21 protein-coding genes and 1 tRNA gene are annotated in these 20,847 nt (G+C 62.6%); 16 read left to right on the plus strand and 6 right to left on the minus strand.

The window, feature by feature from the left end:
- Positions 1–12: 12 nt before the first annotated feature.
- Both C8K18_RS24740 and C8K18_RS24745 read right to left on the minus strand, forming a co-directional pair.
- The gene (locus C8K18_RS24740; RefSeq protein WP_006048223.1) at positions 13–435 is read right to left on the minus strand and encodes a DUF3619 family protein; all 423 of its coding nucleotides are present in this window, start codon (positions 433–435) and stop codon (positions 13–15) included.
- The gene (locus C8K18_RS24745) at positions 432–995 is read right to left on the minus strand and encodes an RNA polymerase sigma factor (RefSeq protein WP_006048222.1); all 564 of its coding nucleotides are present in this window, start codon (positions 993–995) and stop codon (positions 432–434) included. Before C8K18_RS24745 ends, C8K18_RS24740 begins: the two co-directional genes overlap by 4 nt.
- A 354-nt stretch (positions 996–1,349) precedes the next feature.
- On the opposite strand from C8K18_RS24745, the gene C8K18_RS24750 reads away from it, so the two are divergent.
- The 6 genes from C8K18_RS24750 to C8K18_RS24775 all read left to right on the plus strand — a co-directional run bounded on the left by C8K18_RS24750 (position 1,350) and on the right by C8K18_RS24775 (position 8,510).
- Positions 1,350–3,113, plus strand: coding sequence for an acetolactate synthase 3 catalytic subunit (locus tag C8K18_RS24750; RefSeq protein WP_006048221.1), 1,764 nt, complete (start codon positions 1,350–1,352; stop codon positions 3,111–3,113).
- Between the two features lie 112 nt (positions 3,114–3,225).
- Positions 3,226–3,717 carry an acetolactate synthase small subunit gene (gene ilvN / locus C8K18_RS24755; protein WP_025602412.1) on the plus strand — a complete coding sequence of 164 codons (492 nt, stop codon included), beginning with the start codon at positions 3,226–3,228 and terminating at the stop codon, positions 3,715–3,717.
- Positions 3,718–3,826: 109 nt separating this feature from the next.
- Positions 3,827–4,843 carry a ketol-acid reductoisomerase gene (ilvC, locus tag C8K18_RS24760; RefSeq protein ID WP_006048219.1) on the plus strand — a complete coding sequence of 339 codons (1,017 nt, stop codon included), beginning with the start codon at positions 3,827–3,829 and terminating at the stop codon, positions 4,841–4,843.
- 134 nt (positions 4,844–4,977) lie between these two features.
- Positions 4,978–5,616 (plus strand): phosphatidylserine decarboxylase, encoded by a 639-nt coding sequence (locus C8K18_RS24765; RefSeq protein ID WP_006048218.1) that lies wholly within the window; start codon positions 4,978–4,980, stop codon positions 5,614–5,616.
- Between the two features lie 24 nt (positions 5,617–5,640).
- Positions 5,641–6,510 (plus strand): CDP-diacylglycerol--serine O-phosphatidyltransferase, encoded by an 870-nt coding sequence (gene pssA / locus C8K18_RS24770; RefSeq protein ID WP_006048217.1) that lies wholly within the window; start codon positions 5,641–5,643, stop codon positions 6,508–6,510.
- A 452-nt stretch (positions 6,511–6,962) separates the two neighbouring features.
- Complete coding sequence (locus tag C8K18_RS24775) at positions 6,963–8,510, plus strand: 2-isopropylmalate synthase (protein WP_107710140.1); 1,548 nt, start codon at positions 6,963–6,965, stop codon at positions 8,508–8,510.
- Between the two features lie 114 nt (positions 8,511–8,624).
- Here C8K18_RS24775 and C8K18_RS24780 read toward each other — a convergent pair whose 3' ends face one another.
- The 4 genes from C8K18_RS24780 to C8K18_RS33805 all read right to left on the minus strand — a co-directional run bounded on the left by C8K18_RS24780 (position 8,625) and on the right by C8K18_RS33805 (position 12,078).
- Entirely contained in the window at positions 8,625–10,193 is a 1,569-nt protein-coding gene (locus C8K18_RS24780; RefSeq protein ID WP_053857813.1) for a SulP family inorganic anion transporter, read from the minus strand.
- A gap of 104 nt (positions 10,194–10,297) precedes the next feature.
- Positions 10,298–10,933, minus strand: a complete 636-nt coding sequence (locus C8K18_RS24785) for a carbonic anhydrase (RefSeq protein WP_006048214.1) — start codon at positions 10,931–10,933, stop codon at positions 10,298–10,300.
- A gap of 238 nt (positions 10,934–11,171) precedes the next feature.
- Positions 11,172–11,735 carry a hypothetical protein gene (locus tag C8K18_RS24790; RefSeq protein WP_107710138.1) on the minus strand — a complete coding sequence of 188 codons (564 nt, stop codon included), beginning with the start codon at positions 11,733–11,735 and terminating at the stop codon, positions 11,172–11,174.
- A gap of 130 nt (positions 11,736–11,865) precedes the next feature.
- A complete protein-coding gene (locus tag C8K18_RS33805) occupies positions 11,866–12,078 on the minus strand; it encodes a hypothetical protein (protein WP_258196199.1) in 213 nt (70 codons plus the stop codon).
- Here C8K18_RS33805 and C8K18_RS24795 point away from each other — a divergent pair.
- The 10 genes from C8K18_RS24795 to C8K18_RS24840 all read left to right on the plus strand — a co-directional run bounded on the left by C8K18_RS24795 (position 11,978) and on the right by C8K18_RS24840 (position 20,839).
- On the plus strand, positions 11,978–13,231 hold the full coding sequence (locus C8K18_RS24795) for a branched-chain amino acid ABC transporter substrate-binding protein (RefSeq protein ID WP_374710225.1): 1,254 nt from the start codon (positions 11,978–11,980) through the stop codon (positions 13,229–13,231). The genes C8K18_RS33805 and C8K18_RS24795 overlap by 101 nt on opposite strands.
- A gap of 231 nt (positions 13,232–13,462) precedes the next feature.
- The gene (gene rpsO / locus C8K18_RS24800; protein ID WP_006048211.1) at positions 13,463–13,735 is read left to right on the plus strand and encodes a 30S ribosomal protein S15; all 273 of its coding nucleotides are present in this window, start codon (positions 13,463–13,465) and stop codon (positions 13,733–13,735) included.
- A gap of 390 nt (positions 13,736–14,125) precedes the next feature.
- Positions 14,126–16,273 carry a polyribonucleotide nucleotidyltransferase gene (gene pnp, locus C8K18_RS24805; protein WP_029969803.1) on the plus strand — a complete coding sequence of 716 codons (2,148 nt, stop codon included), beginning with the start codon at positions 14,126–14,128 and terminating at the stop codon, positions 16,271–16,273.
- A 256-nt stretch (positions 16,274–16,529) separates the two neighbouring features.
- A complete protein-coding gene (locus C8K18_RS24810) occupies positions 16,530–17,546 on the plus strand; it encodes an NAD(P)H-quinone oxidoreductase (RefSeq protein WP_053857815.1) in 1,017 nt (338 codons plus the stop codon).
- 162 nt (positions 17,547–17,708) lie between these two features.
- Positions 17,709–18,488, plus strand: a complete 780-nt coding sequence (tpiA, locus tag C8K18_RS24815; protein ID WP_107710134.1) for a triose-phosphate isomerase — start codon at positions 17,709–17,711, stop codon at positions 18,486–18,488.
- Between the two features lie 79 nt (positions 18,489–18,567).
- Entirely contained in the window at positions 18,568–18,954 is a 387-nt protein-coding gene (gene secG, locus C8K18_RS24820) for a preprotein translocase subunit SecG (protein ID WP_006052905.1), read from the plus strand.
- A gap of 114 nt (positions 18,955–19,068) precedes the next feature.
- A tRNA-Leu gene (locus C8K18_RS24825) sits at positions 19,069–19,153 on the plus strand.
- Between the two features lie 159 nt (positions 19,154–19,312).
- A complete protein-coding gene (locus C8K18_RS24830) occupies positions 19,313–19,672 on the plus strand; it encodes an NADH-quinone oxidoreductase subunit A (RefSeq protein WP_029969798.1) in 360 nt (119 codons plus the stop codon).
- A 63-nt stretch (positions 19,673–19,735) separates the two neighbouring features.
- Positions 19,736–20,215: an NADH-quinone oxidoreductase subunit B family protein gene (locus C8K18_RS24835; RefSeq protein ID WP_006052903.1), complete on the plus strand. Its 480-nt coding sequence runs from the start codon at positions 19,736–19,738 to the stop codon at positions 20,213–20,215.
- 21 nt (positions 20,216–20,236) lie between these two features.
- Entirely contained in the window at positions 20,237–20,839 is a 603-nt protein-coding gene (locus tag C8K18_RS24840) for an NADH-quinone oxidoreductase subunit C (protein ID WP_006052902.1), read from the plus strand.
- Positions 20,840–20,847: the final 8 nt, after the last annotated feature.

Raw genomic sequence — 20,847 nt, forward strand, 5'->3', positions numbered from 1 at the left:
ACGATCTCCCGCTCAGTGGGCGCGCGAAAGATACGCGTTGAAGCCGTGGTCGAGATAGGCATTGAGCGGCAGGTCGTCGCTTAACATGGCGGCATCGATATCGGCGAGTTCGGCCGTGCGTTGCTGGTCTTCCCAGTAGGCAATGCCGACGAGGCTCACGACCAGCGCGGCGAGCGGCCACGCCAGCGCGAAGCGGCGCAGCGGCGAACGGCGGCGCTCTGGGCGTTGTTCATCCGGCAGACCGGACGGCACGCCCGCAAACGACGGGACGAACACCGGCGCGGCGGCGGTTTCGGGCTTCTTGCGGGCAAGCGCGGCACGGCGGGCGGCGGCCAGCCGGTCGACGGCGGCGGACGGAATGCCGGCCGCGTTTTCGTCGAGCGCGCGGCGCACCTGGCGGGCGAACTCGAGTTCTTTTGTTTCGAGGGAGCTCATAGCGTGATTCCTTTGGCCTTGAGCGCTTGCGCCAGCGTGTGGGTGGCCCGCGAGCAGTGCGTCTTCACACTGCCTTCGGAGCAGCCCATGGCGGCGGCAGTCTCGGCGACATCCATATCTTCCCAATAACGCATGAGAAACGCCTCCCGTTGACGTGCCGGCAACTTTTGGATCTCGTCGTCGATCATTTGCAAGACCTGTTCGCGCTCGAGTTTCTGCTCGTTGCTCTCGGCGCCGGCCGAGCCTTGCTGCGCCTCGAAGGTTTCCAGCGGATCGAATTCGTCGTCGTCGGCATTACCGAACGACGAAAACAGGCTCACCCACGTATTGCGCACTTTCGCACGACGGAAATAGTCGTGCATCGCATTCTGCAGAATACGCTGAAACAGCAGCGGAAGCTCGGCCGCGGGACGGTCGCCATATTTTTCGGCGAGCTTGATCATCGCGTCCTGCACGATATCCAGCGAGGCGTCGTCGTCCCGCACGGCGTAGACCGTCTGCTTGAATGCGCGCCTTTCGACGCCCGCCAGAAAGTCGGCGAGTTCCTTGTCTGATGCCATCCGTTTGGGGGTCGGCGCAGCGAGCGTGCGCGTAATCGGTCGAAAAATGTCGTAAAACCCGCGGATGCTAACAAATTTTTGCGCGAGCAGGGGCGAAACGTGGGACCGCCGCTGTCGTCGCGAGGCGGCGCGTCGGTCATTAAAGGGCGTCCCGGCGGGCGTTGGGGCAATATTTGCTTGACCGCGCGGACGTCTGCCGCTATCGTCGCTGGTTCGCAATATAAGTGACTTGTCTCATTGAGGTGTGGCCCAAGAAGCTCACCTGTCAACTGGACGCGCCGCTTGAACCCGAGCCACAAGCCCGGCAGAGAGCACCCGATCAATTTTTTGCCGAAAATTCGAAAGGTGAATCAAATGAATATGCCCAGCGCGGAATTCTCCACGTCGGATACCACTCCACAACACGAAGCTGACTCTATCGGCGCCACCGTGCTCATGAAGGCACTGGCCGACGAAGACGTCGAATTTGTTTGGGGCTATCCCGGCGGCTCGGTACTCTACATTTACGACGAGCTGTACAAGCAGGACAAGTTCGAGCACATCCTCGTGCGCCACGAACAGGCCGCGGTTCACGCCGCCGACGCGTATGCGCGTTCCACCGGCAAGGTCGGTGTGTGCCTCGTGACCTCCGGCCCCGGCGTCACCAATGCGGTGACCGGCATCGCCACCGCCTATATGGATTCGATCCCGATGGTCGTGATCAGCGGCCAGGTGCCGACTGCCGCGATCGGCCAGGATGCGTTCCAGGAGTGCGATACGGTCGGCATCACGCGTCCTTGCGTGAAGCACAACTTCCTCGTGAAGGACGTGCGCGACCTCGCCGCCACCGTCAAGAAAGCCTTCTATATTGCCCGTACCGGCCGTCCCGGCCCGGTGCTGATCGACATTCCGAAAGACGTGTCGAAGGCGCCTTGCCAGTACGAGCCGCTCAAGAGCGTGTCGCTGCGCTCGTACAACCCGGTCACGAAGGGCCACTCCGGCCAGATTCGCAAGGCCGTGTCGCTGCTGCTGTCGGCGAAGCGCCCGTACATCTACACCGGCGGCGGCATCATTCTCGCGGACGCATCGCGTGAGTTGAACCAGTTCGCCGATCTGCTCGGCTATCCCGTCACCAATACGTTGATGGGTCTGGGCGGCTACCGCGCGAGCGACAAGAAATTCCTCGGCATGCTCGGCATGCACGGCACGTACGAAGCCAACATGGCCATGCAGCACTGCGACGTGCTGATCGCCATCGGCGCGCGCTTCGACGACCGTGTGATCGGCGACCCGGCGCACTTCGCGTCGCGTCCGCGCAAGATCATCCATATCGACATCGATCCTTCTTCCATTTCCAAGCGCGTCAAGGTCGACATTCCTATCGTCGGCGACGTGAAGGAAGTGTTGAAGGAGCTGATCGAGCAGTTGCAAACAGCCGAGCATGGCCCGGACACCGCGGCGCTCGCCGACTGGTGGAAGGACATCGAAGCCTGGCGCGCGAAAGACTGCCTGAAGTTCGACCGCAAGAGCGACATCATCAAGCCGCAGTACGTGGTGGAAAAGGCGTGGGAACTGACTGACGGCAACGCGTTCGTCTGCTCCGACGTCGGCCAGCATCAGATGTGGGCGGCCCAGTTCTATCGCTTCAACAAGCCGCGCCGCTGGATCAACTCGGGCGGCCTGGGCACGATGGGCTTCGGCCTGCCGGCGGCGATGGGCGTGAAGATGGCGCACCCGGACGACGACGTGCTGTGCATCACGGGCGAAGGCTCCATTCAGATGTGCATTCAGGAGCTGTCCACCTGCAAGCAGTACGCCACGCCCGTGAAGATCATCTCGCTGAATAACCGCTATCTGGGCATGGTGCGCCAGTGGCAGCAGATCGAGTACAGCAAGCGCTATTCGCATTCGTACATGGACGCGCTGCCCGATTTCGTGAAGCTCGCCGAAGCGTACGGCCACGTGGGCATGCGTATCGAACGCACGGCCGACGTCGAGCCGGCGCTCAAGGAAGCGCTGCGCCTGAAAGATCGCACCGTGTTTCTCGACTTCCAGACCGACCCCACCGAAAACGTCTGGCCGATGGTCCAGGCCGGCAAGGGCATCACCGAGATGCTCATGGGTTCGGAAGATCTATAACGACGGTTTGTAGCGCCGGCTTCGTCACGAACGTCTTCAAAAAAGACGCAGTCGGACGAAGCGGCGCCGTACTGTTCGCAGACATCGACAAAACATCTGGAAGAAGCGAATCATGAGACACATTATTTCCGTCCTGCTCGAAAACGAACCGGGCGCGTTGTCGCGCGTCGTCGGTCTCTTCTCGGCACGCGGCTACAACATCGAAACCTTGACGGTGGCTCCGACCGAAGACCGTTCGCTGTCGCGCATGACCATCGTCTCCATTGGCTCGGACGACGTGATCGAACAGATCACGAAGCATCTGAACCGCCTGATCGAGGTGGTGAAAGTGGTCGACCTTACCGAGGGCGCCCACATCGAGCGCGAGCTGATGCTGATCAAGGTGAGGGCGGTCGGCAAGGAACGTGAAGAGATGAAGCGGATGTCGGATATTTTCCGCGGCCGCATCATCGACGTCACCGAAAAGACCTACACGATCGAACTGACGGGCGCGAGCGACAAGCTCGACGCCTTCATCGAAGGACTCGACTCCACGGCAATTCTCGAAACGGTCCGCACGGGCAGTTCGGGCATCGGCCGCGGCGAGCGCATTCTGAAGGTGTAACGCGCAGCGTCCGATCCGGGCCGGTGGCGCTCATCACTATCCGGCCTTGCAGCACAACATTCGCAGTATCTGAATCTCTCGAATCATCGAATTTAGCCAAGGAACCGACATGAAAGTTTTCTACGACAAGGACGCCGATCTCTCCCTCATCAAGGGCAAGCAGGTCACCATCATCGGCTATGGCTCGCAAGGCCATGCGCACGCGCTGAATCTGAAGGAAAGCGGCGTGAACATCACGGTCGGTCTGCGCAAGGGCGGCGCATCGTGGAGCAAGGCTGAGAATGCCGGCCTGCAAGTCAAGGAAGTGGCGGAAGCCGTGAAGGGCGCGGACGTCGTCATGATGCTGCTGCCCGATGAGCAGATCGCAGAAGTCTACGCAAAGGAAGTGCACGCAAACGCCAAGCAAGGCGCAGCGCTGGCATTCGCGCACGGCTTTAACGTGCACTACGGCCAGGTGATTCCGCGCGCCGACCTCGACGTCATCATGATCGCGCCGAAGGCGCCGGGCCACACGGTTCGCGGCACCTACTCGCAAGGCGGCGGCGTGCCGCACCTGATCGCGGTTGCGCAGGACAAGTCGGGCGCAGCACGTGACATCGCGCTGTCGTACGCGGCGGCGAACGGCGGCGGCCGTGCCGGCATCATCGAAACGAACTTCCGCGAAGAAACGGAAACCGACCTGTTCGGCGAACAAGCCGTGCTGTGCGGCGGTACGGTCGACCTGATCAAGGCCGGCTTCGAAACGCTGGTGGAAGCGGGCTACGCGCCGGAAATGGCGTACTTCGAATGCCTGCACGAACTGAAGCTGATCGTCGACCTGATCTACGAAGGCGGCATCGCGAACATGAACTACTCGATCTCGAACAACGCCGAATACGGCGAGTACGTGACGGGTCCGCGCATCGTGACGGCTGAAACGAAGAAGGCGATGAAGGCCGTGCTGACCGACATCCAGACGGGCGAGTACGCGAAGAGCTTCATCATCGAGAACAAGGCCGGCGCACCGACGCTGCAATCGCGCCGCCGTCTGACGGCCGAGCACCAGATCGAGCAGGTCGGCTCGAAGCTGCGCGCCATGATGCCGTGGATCGCGAAGAACAAGCTGGTCGACCAGTCGAAGAACTAAGAAGTCCGTTTTATCGCCTGAAACCGGCGCGGCGCACCGCCGCATGCGCCGGTCATGCAAAAAGCCGCCCGAGGGTGCTGAACCCCGGGCGGCTTTTGCTATCCTACGGTTTTACAAAAATACTGAAGCCATCCATGAATTACCCACATCCGATCATCGCGCGAGAAGGCTGGCCGTTTATCGCCATCGCGGCCGTTGTTGCCTTACTGGTTCACGCTTTCGCGGGGTTCGGCTTTGCTTGGATCTTCTGGCTGATCCTGATCTTCGTCGTGCAGTTCTTCCGCGATCCGGCGCGCCCGATTCCGACGCAGGCCAATGCCGTGCTGTGTCCCGCGGACGGCCGCATCGTCGCAGTGGAAACCGCGCACGATCCGTATGCCAATCGTGAAGCGCTGAAAATCAGCGTGTTCATGAACGTATTCAACGTGCATTCGCAGCGCTCGCCCGTGGACGGCGCGATCTCGAAGGTCGAATATTTCCCCGGCGCGTATCTGAACGCCGCGGTGGACAAGGCCTCGCTCGAAAACGAGCGCAATGCGATCGTGATCGAAATGGCCGGCGGGCAAACGGTGACGTCCGTGCAGATTGCCGGTTTGATCGCGCGGCGTATTCTTTGCTACGTCCGTGCAGGCGAGCCGCTTACGCGCGGTCAACGGTATGGCTTTATCCGCTTCGGCTCGCGTGTCGACGTTTATTTGCCGGTGGGCAGCCGTCCGCGTGTGTCGATCGGCGAGAAGGTGTCGGCGTCGTCCACGATTCTCGCTGACCTGTAAAGCGGCACAAAGGAGATTGTCCGAATGGCCGCATTCAAACCGCGCCGACCGCGCAACAGTGGACCGCTGCCGCGTCCGTTCCGTCGCAACAAGCCGATCGTCGCGGAGTCGCCGGCGGTGGACAGCCGGCGCGCGCAGCGTCAGCAATTCCTGAGAAAGCGCGGCATTTATCTGCTGCCGAACGCGTTCACCACGGCCGCGCTGTTCTGCGGTTTCTTCGCCGTCGTGCAGGCCATGAACGTGCGCTTCGAAATCGCGGCCATCGCGATCTTCGTGGCCATGGTGCTCGACGGCATGGACGGCCGCGTCGCCCGTATGACGCATACGCAAAGCGCATTCGGCGAGCAGTTCGACAGTCTGTCCGACATGGTGTCGTTCGGCGTCGCGCCGGCGCTCGTCATGTATGAGTGGATTCTGAAAGACCTCGGCCGATGGGGCTGGCTCGCGGCGTTCGTCTATTGCTCGGGCGCGGCGTTGCGCCTCGCGCGCTTCAACACGAACATCGGCGTGGTCGACAAGCGGTTCTTCCAGGGCATGCCGAGCCCGGCGGCGGCGGCGCTGATTGCGGGCTTCGTGTGGCTCGCCACCGACAACCGCGTGCCGCTCAAGCTCGTCTGGCTGCCGTGGGTCGCGTTCGTGCTGACCATCTATGCGGGCGTGACCATGGTCTCGAACGCGCCGTTCTATAGCGGCAAGGCGCTCGACGTGCGGCATCGCGTGCCGTTCGGCGTGATTCTGCTCGTGGTGGTCGCGTTCGTGCTGGTTTCGTCCGATCCGCCGCTGATGCTGTTCGGCCTGTTCGTGCTGTACGGTTTGTCCGGCTATGTGTTCTGGGGTTACCAGGTGCTGCGTGGCCGGGGCAATCCCGCTCGTTCGGTCGCGCACGACAGGTAGCCGGCCGCCTCGCGCGCGTGTCGCTCGAAGCTTGTGCTGCATGAGAGAACGGCGTCCTTCGGGGCGCCGTTTGTTCTTTGGCAAGCCACCATTGCGATGCTGTCCGCGGACACCGGCGAGGCGCTTGCCAGCCGCGCCTGGCGTGAATTGCACGGCGGGTGGAATGCCGCTATAGTCGTTGGATGACTGTGCCGGCGATGCTTTCTTCCGCAGCAACGGCGCGAGGCCAGGCGGTTCGGCGAATGGCAGTGCAGTGCGCGCCGAGCGTAATGCAAGCCGCAGTTTGAATCGCAGAATAAAGTCAGCTAACCGTGCGTGCGCCGTGTGTCGACGCGCCAACCGCTAGAGTCGCGGCTCGCGGTCCGCGGTCGAGTGCCTCGGAGCGCTAACGGCAACCGCATCCATTCCAATATCCGACTCCCACAATCGAACGACTCCGCAGGAGACTCCTCATGTCCGACAAACTGATCATATTCGACACGACGCTGCGTGACGGCGAACAATCGCCTGGCGCATCGATGACGAAAGAAGAAAAAATCCGCATCGCCAAGCAACTCGAGCGGATGAAAGTGGATGTGATCGAGGCAGGCTTCGCGGCGAGTTCGAACGGCGACTTCGACTCGATCCAGACCATCGCCGGGTTGATCAAGGAGAGCACCGTCTGCTCGCTCGCCCGCGCGAACGACAAGGACATCCAGCGCGCGGCCGACGCGCTCAAGCCCGCCGAGCGTTTCCGCATTCACACGTTTATCGCGACGTCGCCGTTGCACATGGAAAAGAAGCTGCGCATGACGCCCGACCAGGTGTTCGAGCAAGCGAAGCTTGCCGTGCGCTTCGCACGCAAATTCACGGACGACGTGGAGTTTTCGCCGGAAGACGGCAGCCGCTCGGACATGGACTTCCTGTGCCGCGTGCTCGAAGCGGTGATTGCGGAAGGCGCAACCACCATCAATATCGCCGATACGGTCGGTTACGGCGTGCCGGAGCTGTACGGCAATCTCGTCAAGACGCTGCGCGAGCGCATTCCGAACTCGCACAAGGCGGTGTTCTCGGTGCATTGTCATAACGACCTCGGCATGGCGGTTGCCAATTCGCTTGCGGGCGTGCAGATCGGCGGTGCGCGTCAGGTCGAGTGCACGATCAATGGTCTCGGCGAGCGGGCGGGCAATACGTCGCTCGAGGAAATCGTGATGGCCGTGAAAACGCGCAAGGATTATTTCGGGCTCGAACTCGGCCTCGATACGACGCAGATCGTGCCGGCTTCCAAGCTTGTGTCGCAAATCACCGGTTTCGTCGTGCAGCCGAACAAGGCTGTGGTCGGCGCAAACGCGTTCGCGCACGCGTCTGGCATCCACCAGGACGGTGTTTTGAAGGCGCGCGACACCTACGAAATCATGCGCGCGGAAGACGTGGGCTGGAGTGCGAACAAGATCGTGCTCGGCAAATTGTCGGGCCGCAATGCGTTCAAGCAGCGTCTGCAGGAACTGGGTATCGCGCTCGACAGCGAATCTGAACTCAACACGGCATTCGCACGCTTCAAGGAACTCGCGGACCGCAAGTCGGAGATTTTCGACGAGGACATCATTGCGATCGTCACCGAGGAATCGGCTGAGGCGCAGCAGAAAGAGCACTACAAGTTCGTGTCGCTGTCGCAGCATTCGGAGACCGGCGAGCAGCCGCACGCGAAGATCGTGTTCGCGGTGGACGGCAAGGAGATCACCGGCGAGGCGCGCGGCAACGGTCCCGTGGATGCCACGCTCAACGCAATCGAAACCGAAGTCGGCAGCGGTTCGGAGTTGCTGCTTTACTCGGTGAACGCGATCACCACCGGCACGCAGGCGCAGGGCGAAGTGACGGTGCGGCTTTCGAAGAGCGGGCGTATCGTCAATGGCGTCGGCACCGATCCGGACATCGTGGCTGCGTCGGCGAAGGCGTATATCTCGGCGCTCAACAAACTGCATTCGAACTCGGACAAGCTGAATCCGCAGCGGTCGGAGTGAGCTCGCACAGAGTGCTTGTCGATAGATAGAAAGATGAAGCCCCGCGCCTTCAATGGCGCGGGGCTTTTTTAATGCGGCGTGCGCATGCCGCTCGCACGCCGCGGTCTCCCCACGTTACTCCGTGGCGGGGCGCCGCATCGACCAGCCGCGCGCCGCGCGCGCCTGCGTGCGCACCTGATGCCGCACTTCGACGGAAATGCCGCGGCGAGGCGCATCCTCGACGAAGCTGTCGAGCAGTTCACGCACGTCGTGATCGACGAAATCCGCGCGCGTCGCATCGACGATCAGCGTCGCGCCGTCGGGAATCTGCTGCAGGTAGTGTTTGAGCGGCACTTTGCCGAGAAACGACACGTCCTTGCGAAACGACAGCAGAAAATGATCGCCGTGTTGCGCGAGCACGATAGGGCGGCGCAGATTCGCATACAGCGCGAGCAGCACGCTGCACAGAATGCCGAGCACGATGCCGATCAGCAGGTCGGTCGCGAGCACGCCGACCAGCGTGACGATAAACGGTGCGAAGGGCGCGAACCCTTGCTTCGCGACCGCGACGAACAGCGACGGCTTGGCGAGCTTCACGCCCGTGAAAATAAGAATGGCCGCGAGACAGGCGAGCGGAATCAGGTTGATGACGCTCGTCAACGCAAACACGCTGACCAGCAGCAGTACGCCGTGAATGATCGCCGACAGACGGCTTTGCGCGCCGGCATGCACGTTCGCGGAACTGCGCACGATCACCGCGGTGATCGGCAGCCCGCCGATCGCACCCGCAATCAGATTGCCCACGCCTTGTGCCTTGAGCTCGCGATCCGGCGGCGCGGGACGGCGTTCGGGGTCGATCTGCTCGACCGCCTCGAGGCTCAGCAAGGTTTCGAGACTGGCGACGATGGCGAGCGTGATCGCGACGCGCCACACGTCCGGATTGACGAGCTGCGCGAAATGCGGCCCGAAATCGGCCCACTCGAGCGCCACGCTCAACGCCGCGAACGATTCGAGCGACGGCAACGCCACGCGATGCTCGGCGGCCGGCGCGAGCGACGGCGCGAGCATCGTCAGCAGCAACGTTGCGCCGATCCCGAGCAGGACGACCGCAAGCGGCGCGGGCACGATGCGCACCAGCGCGAAGCGGCGCATCGGCCGCGTTTCCCAGGCCATCAGGATCGCGAGCGACAGCAGCGTGATCACGCACGCGACCAGCGACACCGCGCCGAACGGCGCCATGATCGTGCCGCCTGCTGGCGCGGCGCCCGGCGCTTGGCCGTTGACGAGCCCAAGCGCGAGCGGGAACTGCTTGACGATCAGCAGAATGCCGATCGCGGCAAGCATGCCCTTGATGACCGGCGACGGCACATACGCGGCAAAGCGCCCCGCCTTCAGCACGCCGAAGCCGAACTGGATCGCGCCGGACAACAGCACGGCCGCGAGGAACGCGGAAAAGCTGCCGAGCTGCGCGATTCCGTCGACGACGATCACGACAAGACCCGCCGCCGGTCCGCTCACGCTCAGGCGCGAGCCGCTCAGAACCGCGACGACCAGCCCGCCGACGATGCCCGAGACGAGCCCGGCAAACGGCTCGACGCCCGACGCGTTCGCAATGCCGAGGCATAGCGGTAGAGCCACCAGAAAAACGACGATGCCCGCAAGCATGTCGCGCTGAAATGTCGAAAAATAAGCTCGAAGATTCATGGTGTCGGTGCAGAAATAGGTGAGGCCTGGTAAGAGGCGAAGGCTGAACCGGATAGGCATGCGCGCGGCGGCGGCACGGACGCGTGCCACGCTTGCGCTGCGCGCTACGCCGCGCTGTGGGCGGCTGTCTCGCAGGTCATCGCGTCGTCGGCCTCGTAGCCGGACGTGAGCACCTTGAGGCGTCCGTCTTCGAGCGCGAAGATCCAGCCGTGCACAAGCGGCGCCTGCTCCGCGTCGCGCACGATCGGATTCGCGCGAAGCTGGCGCACCTGTTCGAGCACGTTCAGTTCGGCCAGGCGGTCGACGCGCTCACGTTCGCTTGCGCGCGCGTCCAGTTCGTCGTGATGGGTCCTCGCGAGCGAGCAGAGCGGCGCGATGCGGCGGTTCACATGCGGCAGGCTCGGATCGGGCGGCAGCAGCGACGCACGCACGCCGCCGCAGCCGTAATGTCCGCAGACGATCACGTGAGCGACCTTCAGCACGCGCACCGCGTATTCGAGAACGCTGGCGGAGTTGTCGTCGTCGGGATTGAAGAGGTTGGCGATATTGCGATGGACGAACAGGTCGCCCGGCTCGCAATGCGTGATGGTTTCGGCGGGCACGCGGCTGTCCGAGCAGCCGATCCACAGCACATGCGGATTCTGACCGCGCGCCAGTTCACGGAAGAACTCGGGGTTGCGCTCGGCGGTGTCGTGTGCCCATGCGACGTTGGCGACGAGAAGACGTTTAGGACGATTCATCGATAGCGGCTCCAAAAAGGGGCGCATCGTCCGGTGCAGGAATCACGGCCGTGCCGTGTGGTCGCGCTCGTCGTTGAGCAGATCGACCAGCACCGGTTCAATGCTTACAAAAGCCTTTCTATCAAAAAATTAATCGTCTGTGTGTGAAATAAAATTCGTCGTGATGCGAAATAAATAAAAAAAAGCCGCTTGGATGAGCGGCTTTTGGAGATTCGTGCGTAGTGAATGACAGCGCGGGCTAGAACAGGTTCCGGCGATCTGGATCGTGCAGCGGATCGGGCGTTTTCTGCGTGAGACGCAGCACACCCTGGTCGTCGAAATAGAAGCTGAACATCATGTACCAGTAGTTGTCCTCGAGATAGCGATAGGTCCAGACCTCGCGCTTCATCAACGGGAAGTAGGACGTTTCCACCGGGCGGCCGAAATTCACCAGCACCTCGCCCCTCGTCCATTTGCCGACTTCGGCGCGGTAGAACTCGTTCGGCTGCAAAACCTGGCGCACATTGACGATCTTGCCGGACGCGTCGATGTCGGCCGCGGTGGTGGTTTCGCCCATCGGCTGCGTGGGCCACATCAGCCGCTTGCCGCCGTTCGGCAGGTCGTAGCTTTCGCGCGGCGGGCCGAGGCGCGCGACGATCGTCGATTCATCCGCGCCGGCCTGATATTGCTGCCAGGGCTGCGCGCAGCCGGCGAGCGCGAGCACGCTCAGGCACACGAGCGCCGCGCGGCGCACGCGCCCGCGCCCGCGCGCGTCAGCGGGCGCCCCGGTCGAGGCCGCCTTGCGGTGATGGCGGTTGAACATGACTTCCTCCAATGGCTTGAGTGGCGGTTTTTCTTGTCGATACAGAACATTTTGACACGCGGCGCCGGGAACATGTGCCCGCCCGCGCGCCGGTTGGCCGGCTTGCACGATAACGGCTCGCGCGGCTTGCTTATTCCATCGCGCGCGCCCTATGATCCGCGCTTTGACGAATCAGACGGATGCGGACGATGGCGAACTGGCACAGCAAGACGGCGGCGGTATCGGTGGCAATGTCGGTGGCAATGGCGGCGATCTCGGCGATGTCGGCAACCTGCGCCGTCGCGGCCGAAACGGCGCCCAGGCCCGCCGGCGCGCCGATCCAGCTCGCGTTGATCGAGGGCATGTCCGGTCCGTTCGCGAACGCCGGCGCGGCCGTGGAGCGCAATCTGCGCTTTGGCGTCGAGCAGGTCAACGCGCGCGGCGGCGTGAAGCTCGCCGACGGCGCGCATCCGCTGGAACTCGTCGTGCTCGACAGCAAGGGCGGTACCGAAGAGGCACTCACGCAACTGCGCGCGGCGGCGGATCGTCACATCGGCTACATCCTGCAGGGCAACAGCTCGGCGGTGGCGGCGGCGCTCATCGGCGCGATCGACAAGCAGAACAGCCGCGAGCCGGGCAACCGCGAGCTGTTTCTCAATTATTCCGCCGACGACCCCGCGCTGACCAACGCCAACTGCAGTTTCTGGCACTTTCGCTTCGACGCGCACGCGGGCATGCGCATGGACGCGCTCGCCGACGTGATCCAGCGCGACAAGGCCGTGAAGAAGGTGTATCTGCTGAACCAGGACTACAGTTTCGGCCATGACGTCAGCAGCCTGGCGCGTTTCGCGCTGCGAGCGAAGCGCCCGGACATCGCCGTGGTCGGCGACGAATTCCATCCGATTGGCCGCGTCAAGGACTTCGCGCCGTACGTCGCGAAAATGCGCGCGAGCGGCGCCGATGCGGTGATCACCGGCAACTGGGGCAACGACCTGACGCTGCTCGTGAAGGCGGCGCGCGAACAAGGTTTCGATGCGAAGTTCTACACGTTCTATGGCAACAGTCTCGGCGCGCCGGCGGCGCTCGGCGAGGCGGGCGTGGGACGCGTGATCGCCGTGGCCGACTGGCATCCGAACGCGGGCGGCGCGGCCTCTGATGCGTGGTACGAAGCGTTCCGCGCGCGTTTCCCGGCCGCGCAGGACGACTACCCGGTATTGCGCATGCCGCTGATGATCGAAACGCTCGCCGCCGCGATGAACCGCGCGCAGAGCGCCGATCCCACGGCGGTTGCGCGGGCGCTCGAAGGCATCCGCTTCGACAACGGCTTTCACGCATCGTGGATGAGGGCGGACGATCATCAACTGATCCAGCCCCTTTACGTGATGGAGATGGATAAAGCCGGCACGCGCGGCGTGCATTTCGATAACGAAGGCTCGGGCTTCGGGTTTCGCACGGTGCTGGCGTTGCCGGCGGAACGCACGGTGCCGCCGACCGTCTGCAAGATGAAAAGGCCGTGAGTGGCCAGATCGGCCGCTGCGCTGCGTCGTCGCCAGGCCGTCTGGAACCGCCACTGAGCCCGGCGCCGCGGGATTCGCGGCGGGATCGCACTGTGCTACAATACGCGTCCCGTTGCGGTGCTGGACGTCGGCAAGCTCTCCAAAAGAGCGCTTTGCGGCGCCGGTTGCACGGGTAACCCACGGCACGGCCTTTCTTCCGTGACCGCCTGTCTAGTTCTCAAGGAAATCGACATGTCCGCAGTTGATACAAGCAAGAAGTCCGAAGTCGTCGCGCAATTCGCACGCGCAGCTAACGACACCGGCTCCCCCGAAGTTCAGGTCGCGCTGCTCACGACCCGCATCAACGAACTGACCGTTCACTTCAAGGCACACGCGAAAGATCACCACAGCCGCCGCGGTCTGCTGCGCATGGTGAGCCGCCGTCGCAAGCTGCTCGACTACCTGAAGGGTAAGGACGCGGATCGTTACCGCGCACTGATCGAGAAGCTGGGTCTGCGTAAGTAATCGGCCAGTCGTTCAGCAAGATGCCTGTGTCAGTTCCGCTGATGCAGGCATTTTGTTTTTGCACGGTGCGCTTCGTGTGACGCGCACTGCCTGAATTCCGCGGCGGCGTGCTGGTTCGCGCGGCGGGGCAGGAAGCGGTAAATGCAGTAATAAGCACGACAAATGCAGTAGAAAAGCAGCAGTAGAGCAAGCAGAAGAAGCAGAAATAGAAACATGGCCGGGCTTCAGGGCGGAGCTTTGTGTCATTCCAGCGGTTCGCGCGCGTTCGCCATGCAGGCGGCGCGGCGCGTGGCTCTCTGGAATGGCATAACACACCTCTTCCCATGCGGCGCCGGTTCTGGCGTTGCCGCGCCGCTTCTGGTCCGCGCGGCATTACGATGAGGAAAAGCAATGACTATGTTCAGCAAGATCGTCAAAGAATTTAAGTGGGGACAACATAACGTTCGCCTGGAAACCGGCGAAATCGCTCGCCAGGCGAGCGGCGCGGTGATCGTCGACGTCGAAGACACCGTTATCCTGGCGACCGTGGTCGGCGCCAAGACCGCCAAGCCGGGCCAGGACTTCTTCCCGCTGACCGTCGACTATCTCGAGAAGACTTACGCCGCCGGCAAGATTCCGGGCGGCTTCTTCCGTCGCGAAGGCCGTCCGTCGGAAGGCGAAACGCTGATCTCGCGCCTGATCGACCGTCCGCTGCGTCCGCTGTTCCCGGAAGGCTTCTACAACGAAGTCCAGGTTGTGATTCACGTTCTGTCGCTGAATCCGGACGTTCCCGCTGACATTCCCGCGCTGATCGGCGCGTCGGCGGCACTGGCCGTGTCCGGTCTGCCGTTCAACGGCCCGGTCGGCGCAGCGCGCGTGGCTTACATCAACAACGAATACGTGCTGAATCCGACGCGTCCGCAAATGAAGGAATCGGCGCTCGACCTGATCGTCGCCGGTACGGAACGCGCGGTGCTGATGGTGGAATCCGAAGCGCAGCAACTGAGCGAAGAAGTGATGCTCGGCGGCGTGGTGTTCGGCCACGAGCAAATGCAGATCGCGATCGACGCGATCCACGATCTGGTCCGTGAAGGCGGCAAGCCGGAATGGGATTGGCAGCCGGCCGCGAAGAACGAGCCGCTGATCGCACGCGTGACGGAACTGGCGCAAGCCGAACTGCTCGCGGCTTACCAGATTCGCGACAAGCAGGCACGTTCGAGCAAGCTGAAGGAAGTCTACGCAGCCGTTTCGGCGAAGCTGGAAGAAGAAGCCGCGGCAAGCGGCACCGTGGCGGCCGACAAGGCAACGGTCGGCAATGTGCTGTTCGACATCGAAGCGAAGATCGTCCGTACGCAGATCCTGAACGGCGAACCGCGTATCGACGGCCGCGACACGCGCACCGTGCGCCCGATCGAAATCCGTACCGGCGTGCTGCCGCGTACCCACGGTTCGGCGCTGTTCACGCGCGGCGAAACGCAGGCGCTGGTGGTGGCCACGCTCGGCACGAAGGGCGACGAGCAGAACATCGACGCACTCGAAGGCGAGTACCGCGAGCGCTTCATGCTCCACTACAACATGCCGCCGTTCGCGACCGGCGAAACGGGCCGCGTCGGTTCGCCGAAGCGCCGTGAAATCGGTCACGGCCGTCTCGCCAAGCGCGCGCTGGCCGCATGCCTGCCGAGCGCCGACGAATTCGGCTACTCGATTCGCGTCGTGTCGGAAATCACGGAATCGAACGGTTCGTCGTCAATGGCTTCAGTGTGCGGCGGCTGCCTCGCGCTCATGGACGCCGGCGTGCCGATGAAGGCGCACGTCGCCGGCATCGCGATGGGCCTGATTCTCGAAGGCAACAAGTTTGCCGTGCTGACCGACATTCTCGGCGACGAAGATCACCTCGGCGACATGGACTTCAAGGTGGCGGGCACGGAACAAGGCGTGACCGCGCTGCAGATGGACATCAAGATCCAGGGCATCACGAAGGAAATCATGCAGGTCGCTCTCGCGCAAGCGAAGGAAGGCCGCATGCATATCCTCGGCAAGATGACGTCGGCCGTGTCGGGTGCTAACACGCAACTGTCCGAGTTCGCGCCGCGCATGATCACCATCAAGATCAATCCGGAAAAGATCCGCGACGTGATCGGCAAGGGCGGTTCGGTGATCCGCGCGCTGACGGAAGAAACCGGCACGACGATCGATATTTCCGACGACGGCGTCGTGACCATCGCCAGCACGAGCAGCGAAGGCATGGCCGAAGCGAAGAAGCGTATCGAGAACATCACGCTCGAAGTCGAAGTGGGCCAGGTGTACGAAGGCACGGTGCTGAAGCTGCTGGATTTCGGCGCGATCGTGAACATTCTGCCGGGCAAGGACGGTCTGTTGCATATCTCCGAGATCGCGAACGAGCGCATCAAGGACATCAACGACTACCTGAAGGACGGCCAGCAAGTGAAGGTCAAGGTCATCCAGACGGACGAGAAGGGTCGTGTGCGTTTGTCGGCGAAGGCGTTGCTGAACGACGGCGCGTCGAGCGCGCCGCAAGGCGAACCGACGCCGCAGTAAAGCGGTAGAGGGACAACGGCCGGCAGCGCGAATGCGCGCCGGCCGTTTTTCATGGTGGACAGGGTGGATTGCGTTGCAAATGGATGCTGAAGCGTGGTGCAAGGGGTACGCTGCTTGCATCGCGTGGCCTCTCGAAAATCGCGCTTTTCGCGCGTGTCGCACGTGATTGCCGCGATCCGGCGACAATGCGAATGAGGTCCCGGCAAGCGCGGACGAACGCAGTAGGCAACGCAATCCAATCTTGGAGTTGACGCAGATGAAAGCGATCGAAATCACGGAATTCGGAGCGCCGGAAGTTCTCAAGCTCGCGGAGCGGCCCACGCCGCAGCCGAAAGCGGGCGAGGTGCTGATCAAGGTGGCGGCTTCCGGCATCAACCGTCCCGACGTGTTTCAGCGCAAGGGCGCGTATGCGCCGCCTCCGGGCGCGTCGGACCTGCCGGGGCTGGAAGTGGCGGGGGAAATCGTCGGCGGCGACATCGACGGGAAGAATAATCCGTTCGGTCTGAAAATCGGCGATCGCGTGTGCGCGCTGCTGGCGGGCGGCGGCTATGCCGAGTATGCCGTCGCGCCCCTATTGCAATGCTTGCCGGTGCCGGGCGGTTTGTCGGATGTCGAGGCGGCGTCGCTGCCGGAAACCTTCTTCACGGTCTGGAGCAACGTGTTCGATCGCGCGCAGCTCGGCAAGGGCGAGGGCGGGCCGAACGAAACCTTGCTGGTGCAGGGCGGCTCGAGCGGCATCGGCGTGACCGCGATCCAGATTGCGCATGCGCTGGGCTTTCGTGTGTTCGCAACCGCCGGCTCGGACGACAAGTGCCGCGCGTGCGAAGCGCTGGGCGCCGAGCGGGCGATCAACTACAAGACGGAAGATTTCGTCGAAGTCATCAAGTCGTTGACCAACGACCGCGGCGTCGACGTGGTCCTCGACATGGTGGCGGGCAGCTACGTGTCGCGCGAGTTGACCGCGCTGGCGGACGGCGGACGCATCGTGCTGATTGCGCTTCTGGGCGGCGCGAAGGCGGAACTGAATTTGAACGAGGTGCTGCGCCGCCGTCTGACCGTGACCGGTTCGACGCTTCGTCCGCGGCCAATCGAATTCAAGGCGAAAATCGCCGCACAGCTCAAGGAGCAGGTGTGGCCCCATCTCGAGGGCGGGCGGATCAAGCCTGTCGTGCATCGCGTGTTTCCGGCCGCGCAGGCCGCCGACGCCCACGCGCTGATGGAGAGCAGCACGCACGTCGGCAAGATCGTGCTGACCTGGGGCGACGACGCCTGATGCGCGGCCGTCGGCGGGAGTCGGTGCGCGCCGGTTTGTTTGACCCGATCTCCCCCACGAAGTAAAATTGCGCGTTTTGCGCGCGCCGCATGAATCCGATAGGCGGACTGTAAGCGCGAACGACTAGCGCAATACGGCCCGCCGCCAAGACAAGACGAGACGATGTCGACACAACGAGCCAAACTGGTAGTCGGTAACTGGAAGATGCATGGGCGCCTCGCCGAAAACGCGGCGCTGCTGCAGGCCGTAGCGAAAGGCGCGGGTGAACTGCCGGCTGATGTGCGCGTAGGTGTGTGCGTGCCGACGCCGTATCTCGCGCAAGCGCAGTCGTTGCTCGATGGCAGCCGGGTGATGTGGGGCGTGCAGGACGTTTCCGCGTTCACGCAAGGCGCGTACACCGGCGAAGTCTCGGCGCAAATGGTGACGGATTTTGCCGCGACGTTTGCCATCGTCGGGCATTCGGAGCGCCGCGCGTATCACCGTGAAAGCGCTGAGCTTGTCGCAGTGAAGACGCAGCGTGCGCTCGAAGCCGGTTTGACGCCGATCGTCTGCGTCGGCGAAACGCTCGACGAGCGCGAGGCCGGGGCGACAGAGCAGGTGGTCGGCGCGCAACTGGACGAAGTGCTGGCCAAATTGTCGGTGCAGGAAGCGGCGCGTATCGTTGTCGCATACGAGCCGGTCTGGGCGATCGGCACCGGCAAGAGCGCGACGGCCGGCCAGGCGCAAGCGGTGCATGCGTTCCTGCGCGGGCGTCTCGCGGCCAAGGGCGCGGAGGTTGCAAGCGTGCCGTTGCTGTACGGCGGCAGCGTGAAGCCGGACAACTCGGAAGAATTATTCCGTCAGCAGGACATCGACGGCGGCCTGATCGGCGGCGCGTCGCTGAAGGACCAGGATTTTCTGGCGATCTGCAAGGCGGCGGCTGCAACGACAGCCGCTGGTTGAGCAGGGCGCCTCTCGGAATGACCCATTCCGGGCCCGCAGTCCGCGGGTTTCGGCTAAATAAAAGACTCAGGTGAGTGCAATGCTGTATTTGAAAACTTTGATTATCGTCGTTCAGCTGTTGTCGGCACTCGGGGTCATCGGCCTCGTTTTGCTGCAGCACGGCAAAGGCGCCGATATGGGCGCGGCTTTTGGTAGCGGTGCATCGGGCAGCCTGTTCGGCGCGACCGGCTCGGCAAACTTCCTGTCGCGTACAACCGCAGTGCTCGCCGCGGTGTTTTTCGTCACCACGCTGACGCTCACGTACCTCGGCGCTTATCGGGCCAAGCCTTCAGCCGGCGTGCTGGGCGCCGCGGTTACCGCGCCCGTGGCGGCTTCGGCGGCACCGGCTGGGTCCGCTCCGGCAGGCGGTTCGGCTGCGCTCGCGGCGTCGGCTGCATCGGTCCCGGCCACCGACGTACCGAAATAAAATTTTTCGTAGAAAGTGCTTTTGTGCGTTGAACAAACTGTTTGAACCGGTTAGAATCTAAGTCTTGAAGCGATTCGCGGGTTTTATAAGTTGTTTTCCCGGATTGCATACAGTGCCGACGTGGTGAAATTGGTAGACACGCTATCTTGAGGGGGTAGTGGCGAAAGCTGTGCGAGTTCGAGTCTCGCCGTCGGCACCAAATGTTATCTAATGCCAGCCGCTTGCTTCGCTTCGGCTGGCATTTTCACTTCTGGCGCGCGGTTTGCGTTGGTCTGCGGCGTGTACGTCTCAGAAGTGATTTCGCGTCAGGGGTGCTATGCTCCTGACGGCATTCAGAACCAACCGATTGAGGATAGTCTTGAACCTCGCAGCCTATTTCCCCGTCTTGATGTTCCTCGTTGTGGGCACCGGTTTAGGCGTAGCACTGGTCAGTATCGGCAAGATCCTCGGTCCCAACAAGCCCGATACCGAGAAAAACGCACCGTACGAGTGCGGCTTCGAAGCATTCGAAGATGCGCGCATGAAGTTCGACGTGCGCTATTACCTCGTCGCCATTCTCTTCATCATTTTCGATCTTGAAACCGCGTTCCTGTTCCCGTGGGGCGTCGCCCTGCGCGACATCGGCTGGCCTGGCTTCATGGCGATGATGATTTTCCTGCTCGAATTCCTGCTGGGCTTCGCCTATATCTGGAAGAAGGGCGGCCTCGACTGGGAATGATGGTTTAATCGCCGGTTTGCGTGGGTGGCCAAGGCTTGCCGCCCCGTCTGGAGTGGAAAGCAAATGAGTATCGAAGGGGTCTTGAAGGAAGGGTTTGTCACCACGACGGCTGACAAACTGATCAACTGGACGCGCACCGGTTCGCTGTGGCCGATGACGTTTGGTCTGGCGTGCTGCGCGGTCGAGATGATGCATGCGGGCGCGGCCCGTTATGACCTCGACCGTTTCGGCGTGGTGTTTCGTCCGAGTCCGCGTCAGTCGGACGTGATGATCGTCGCCGGCACGCTGTGCAACAAAATGGCGCCGGCTCTGCGCAAGGTGTACGACCAGATGGCCGAGCCGCGCTGGGTGATTTCGATGGGTTCGTGCGCGAACGGCGGCGGCTATTACCACTACTCGTATTCGGTAGTGCGCGGTTGTGATCGCATCGTGCCGGTCGACGTCTACGTGCCGGGTTGCCCGCCGACAGCGGAAGCGCTGGTCTACGGCGTGATCCAGTTGCAGGCCAAGATTCGCCGCACCAACACAATCGCCCGTCAATAAGGCAACGCCTCTCCCCACAATATGGCAAGCAAACTCGAGACCCTGAAAGCGAACCTCGAGGCGGCCTTTGGCGGCCTCCTGTTGAGCACTACCGAGGCAATCGGTGAGTTGACGATCGTCGTGAAAGCGAGCGACTACCTCAACGTGGCAACGCGTCTGCGCGACGACCGCTCGCTCGGTTTCGAGCAGATGATGGACCTGTGCGGCGTCGACTATCAAACCTATGCCGACGGCGCTTACGACGGTCCGCGTTTCGCGGCCGTTCTGCATTTGTTGTCGGTGCAGAATAACTGGCGTCTGCGGCTTCGCGTGTTCGCGCCGAATGACGACATGCCCATTCTGCCGTCCGTCGTCGATATCTGGAATTCGGCGAACTGGTACGAGCGCGAGGCGTTCGACCTTTACGGCATCGTCTTCGAAGGCCACCCGGATCTGCGCCGCATTCTGACCGACTACGGTTTTATTGGTCACCCGTTCCGTAAAGATTTCCCCGTCTCCGGTTACGTCGAAATGCGTTACGACCCGGAAGAGAAGCGCGTCGTCTATCAGCCTGTGACGATCGAGCCGCGGGAAATCACGCCGCGCGTGATCCGCGAAGATCGCTATGGCGGTCTGAAACACTAAGAGAACGC

Source organism: Paraburkholderia sp. GV068 (assembly GCF_003058125.1).
Taxonomy (GTDB): domain Bacteria; phylum Pseudomonadota; class Gammaproteobacteria; order Burkholderiales; family Burkholderiaceae; genus Paraburkholderia; species Paraburkholderia graminis.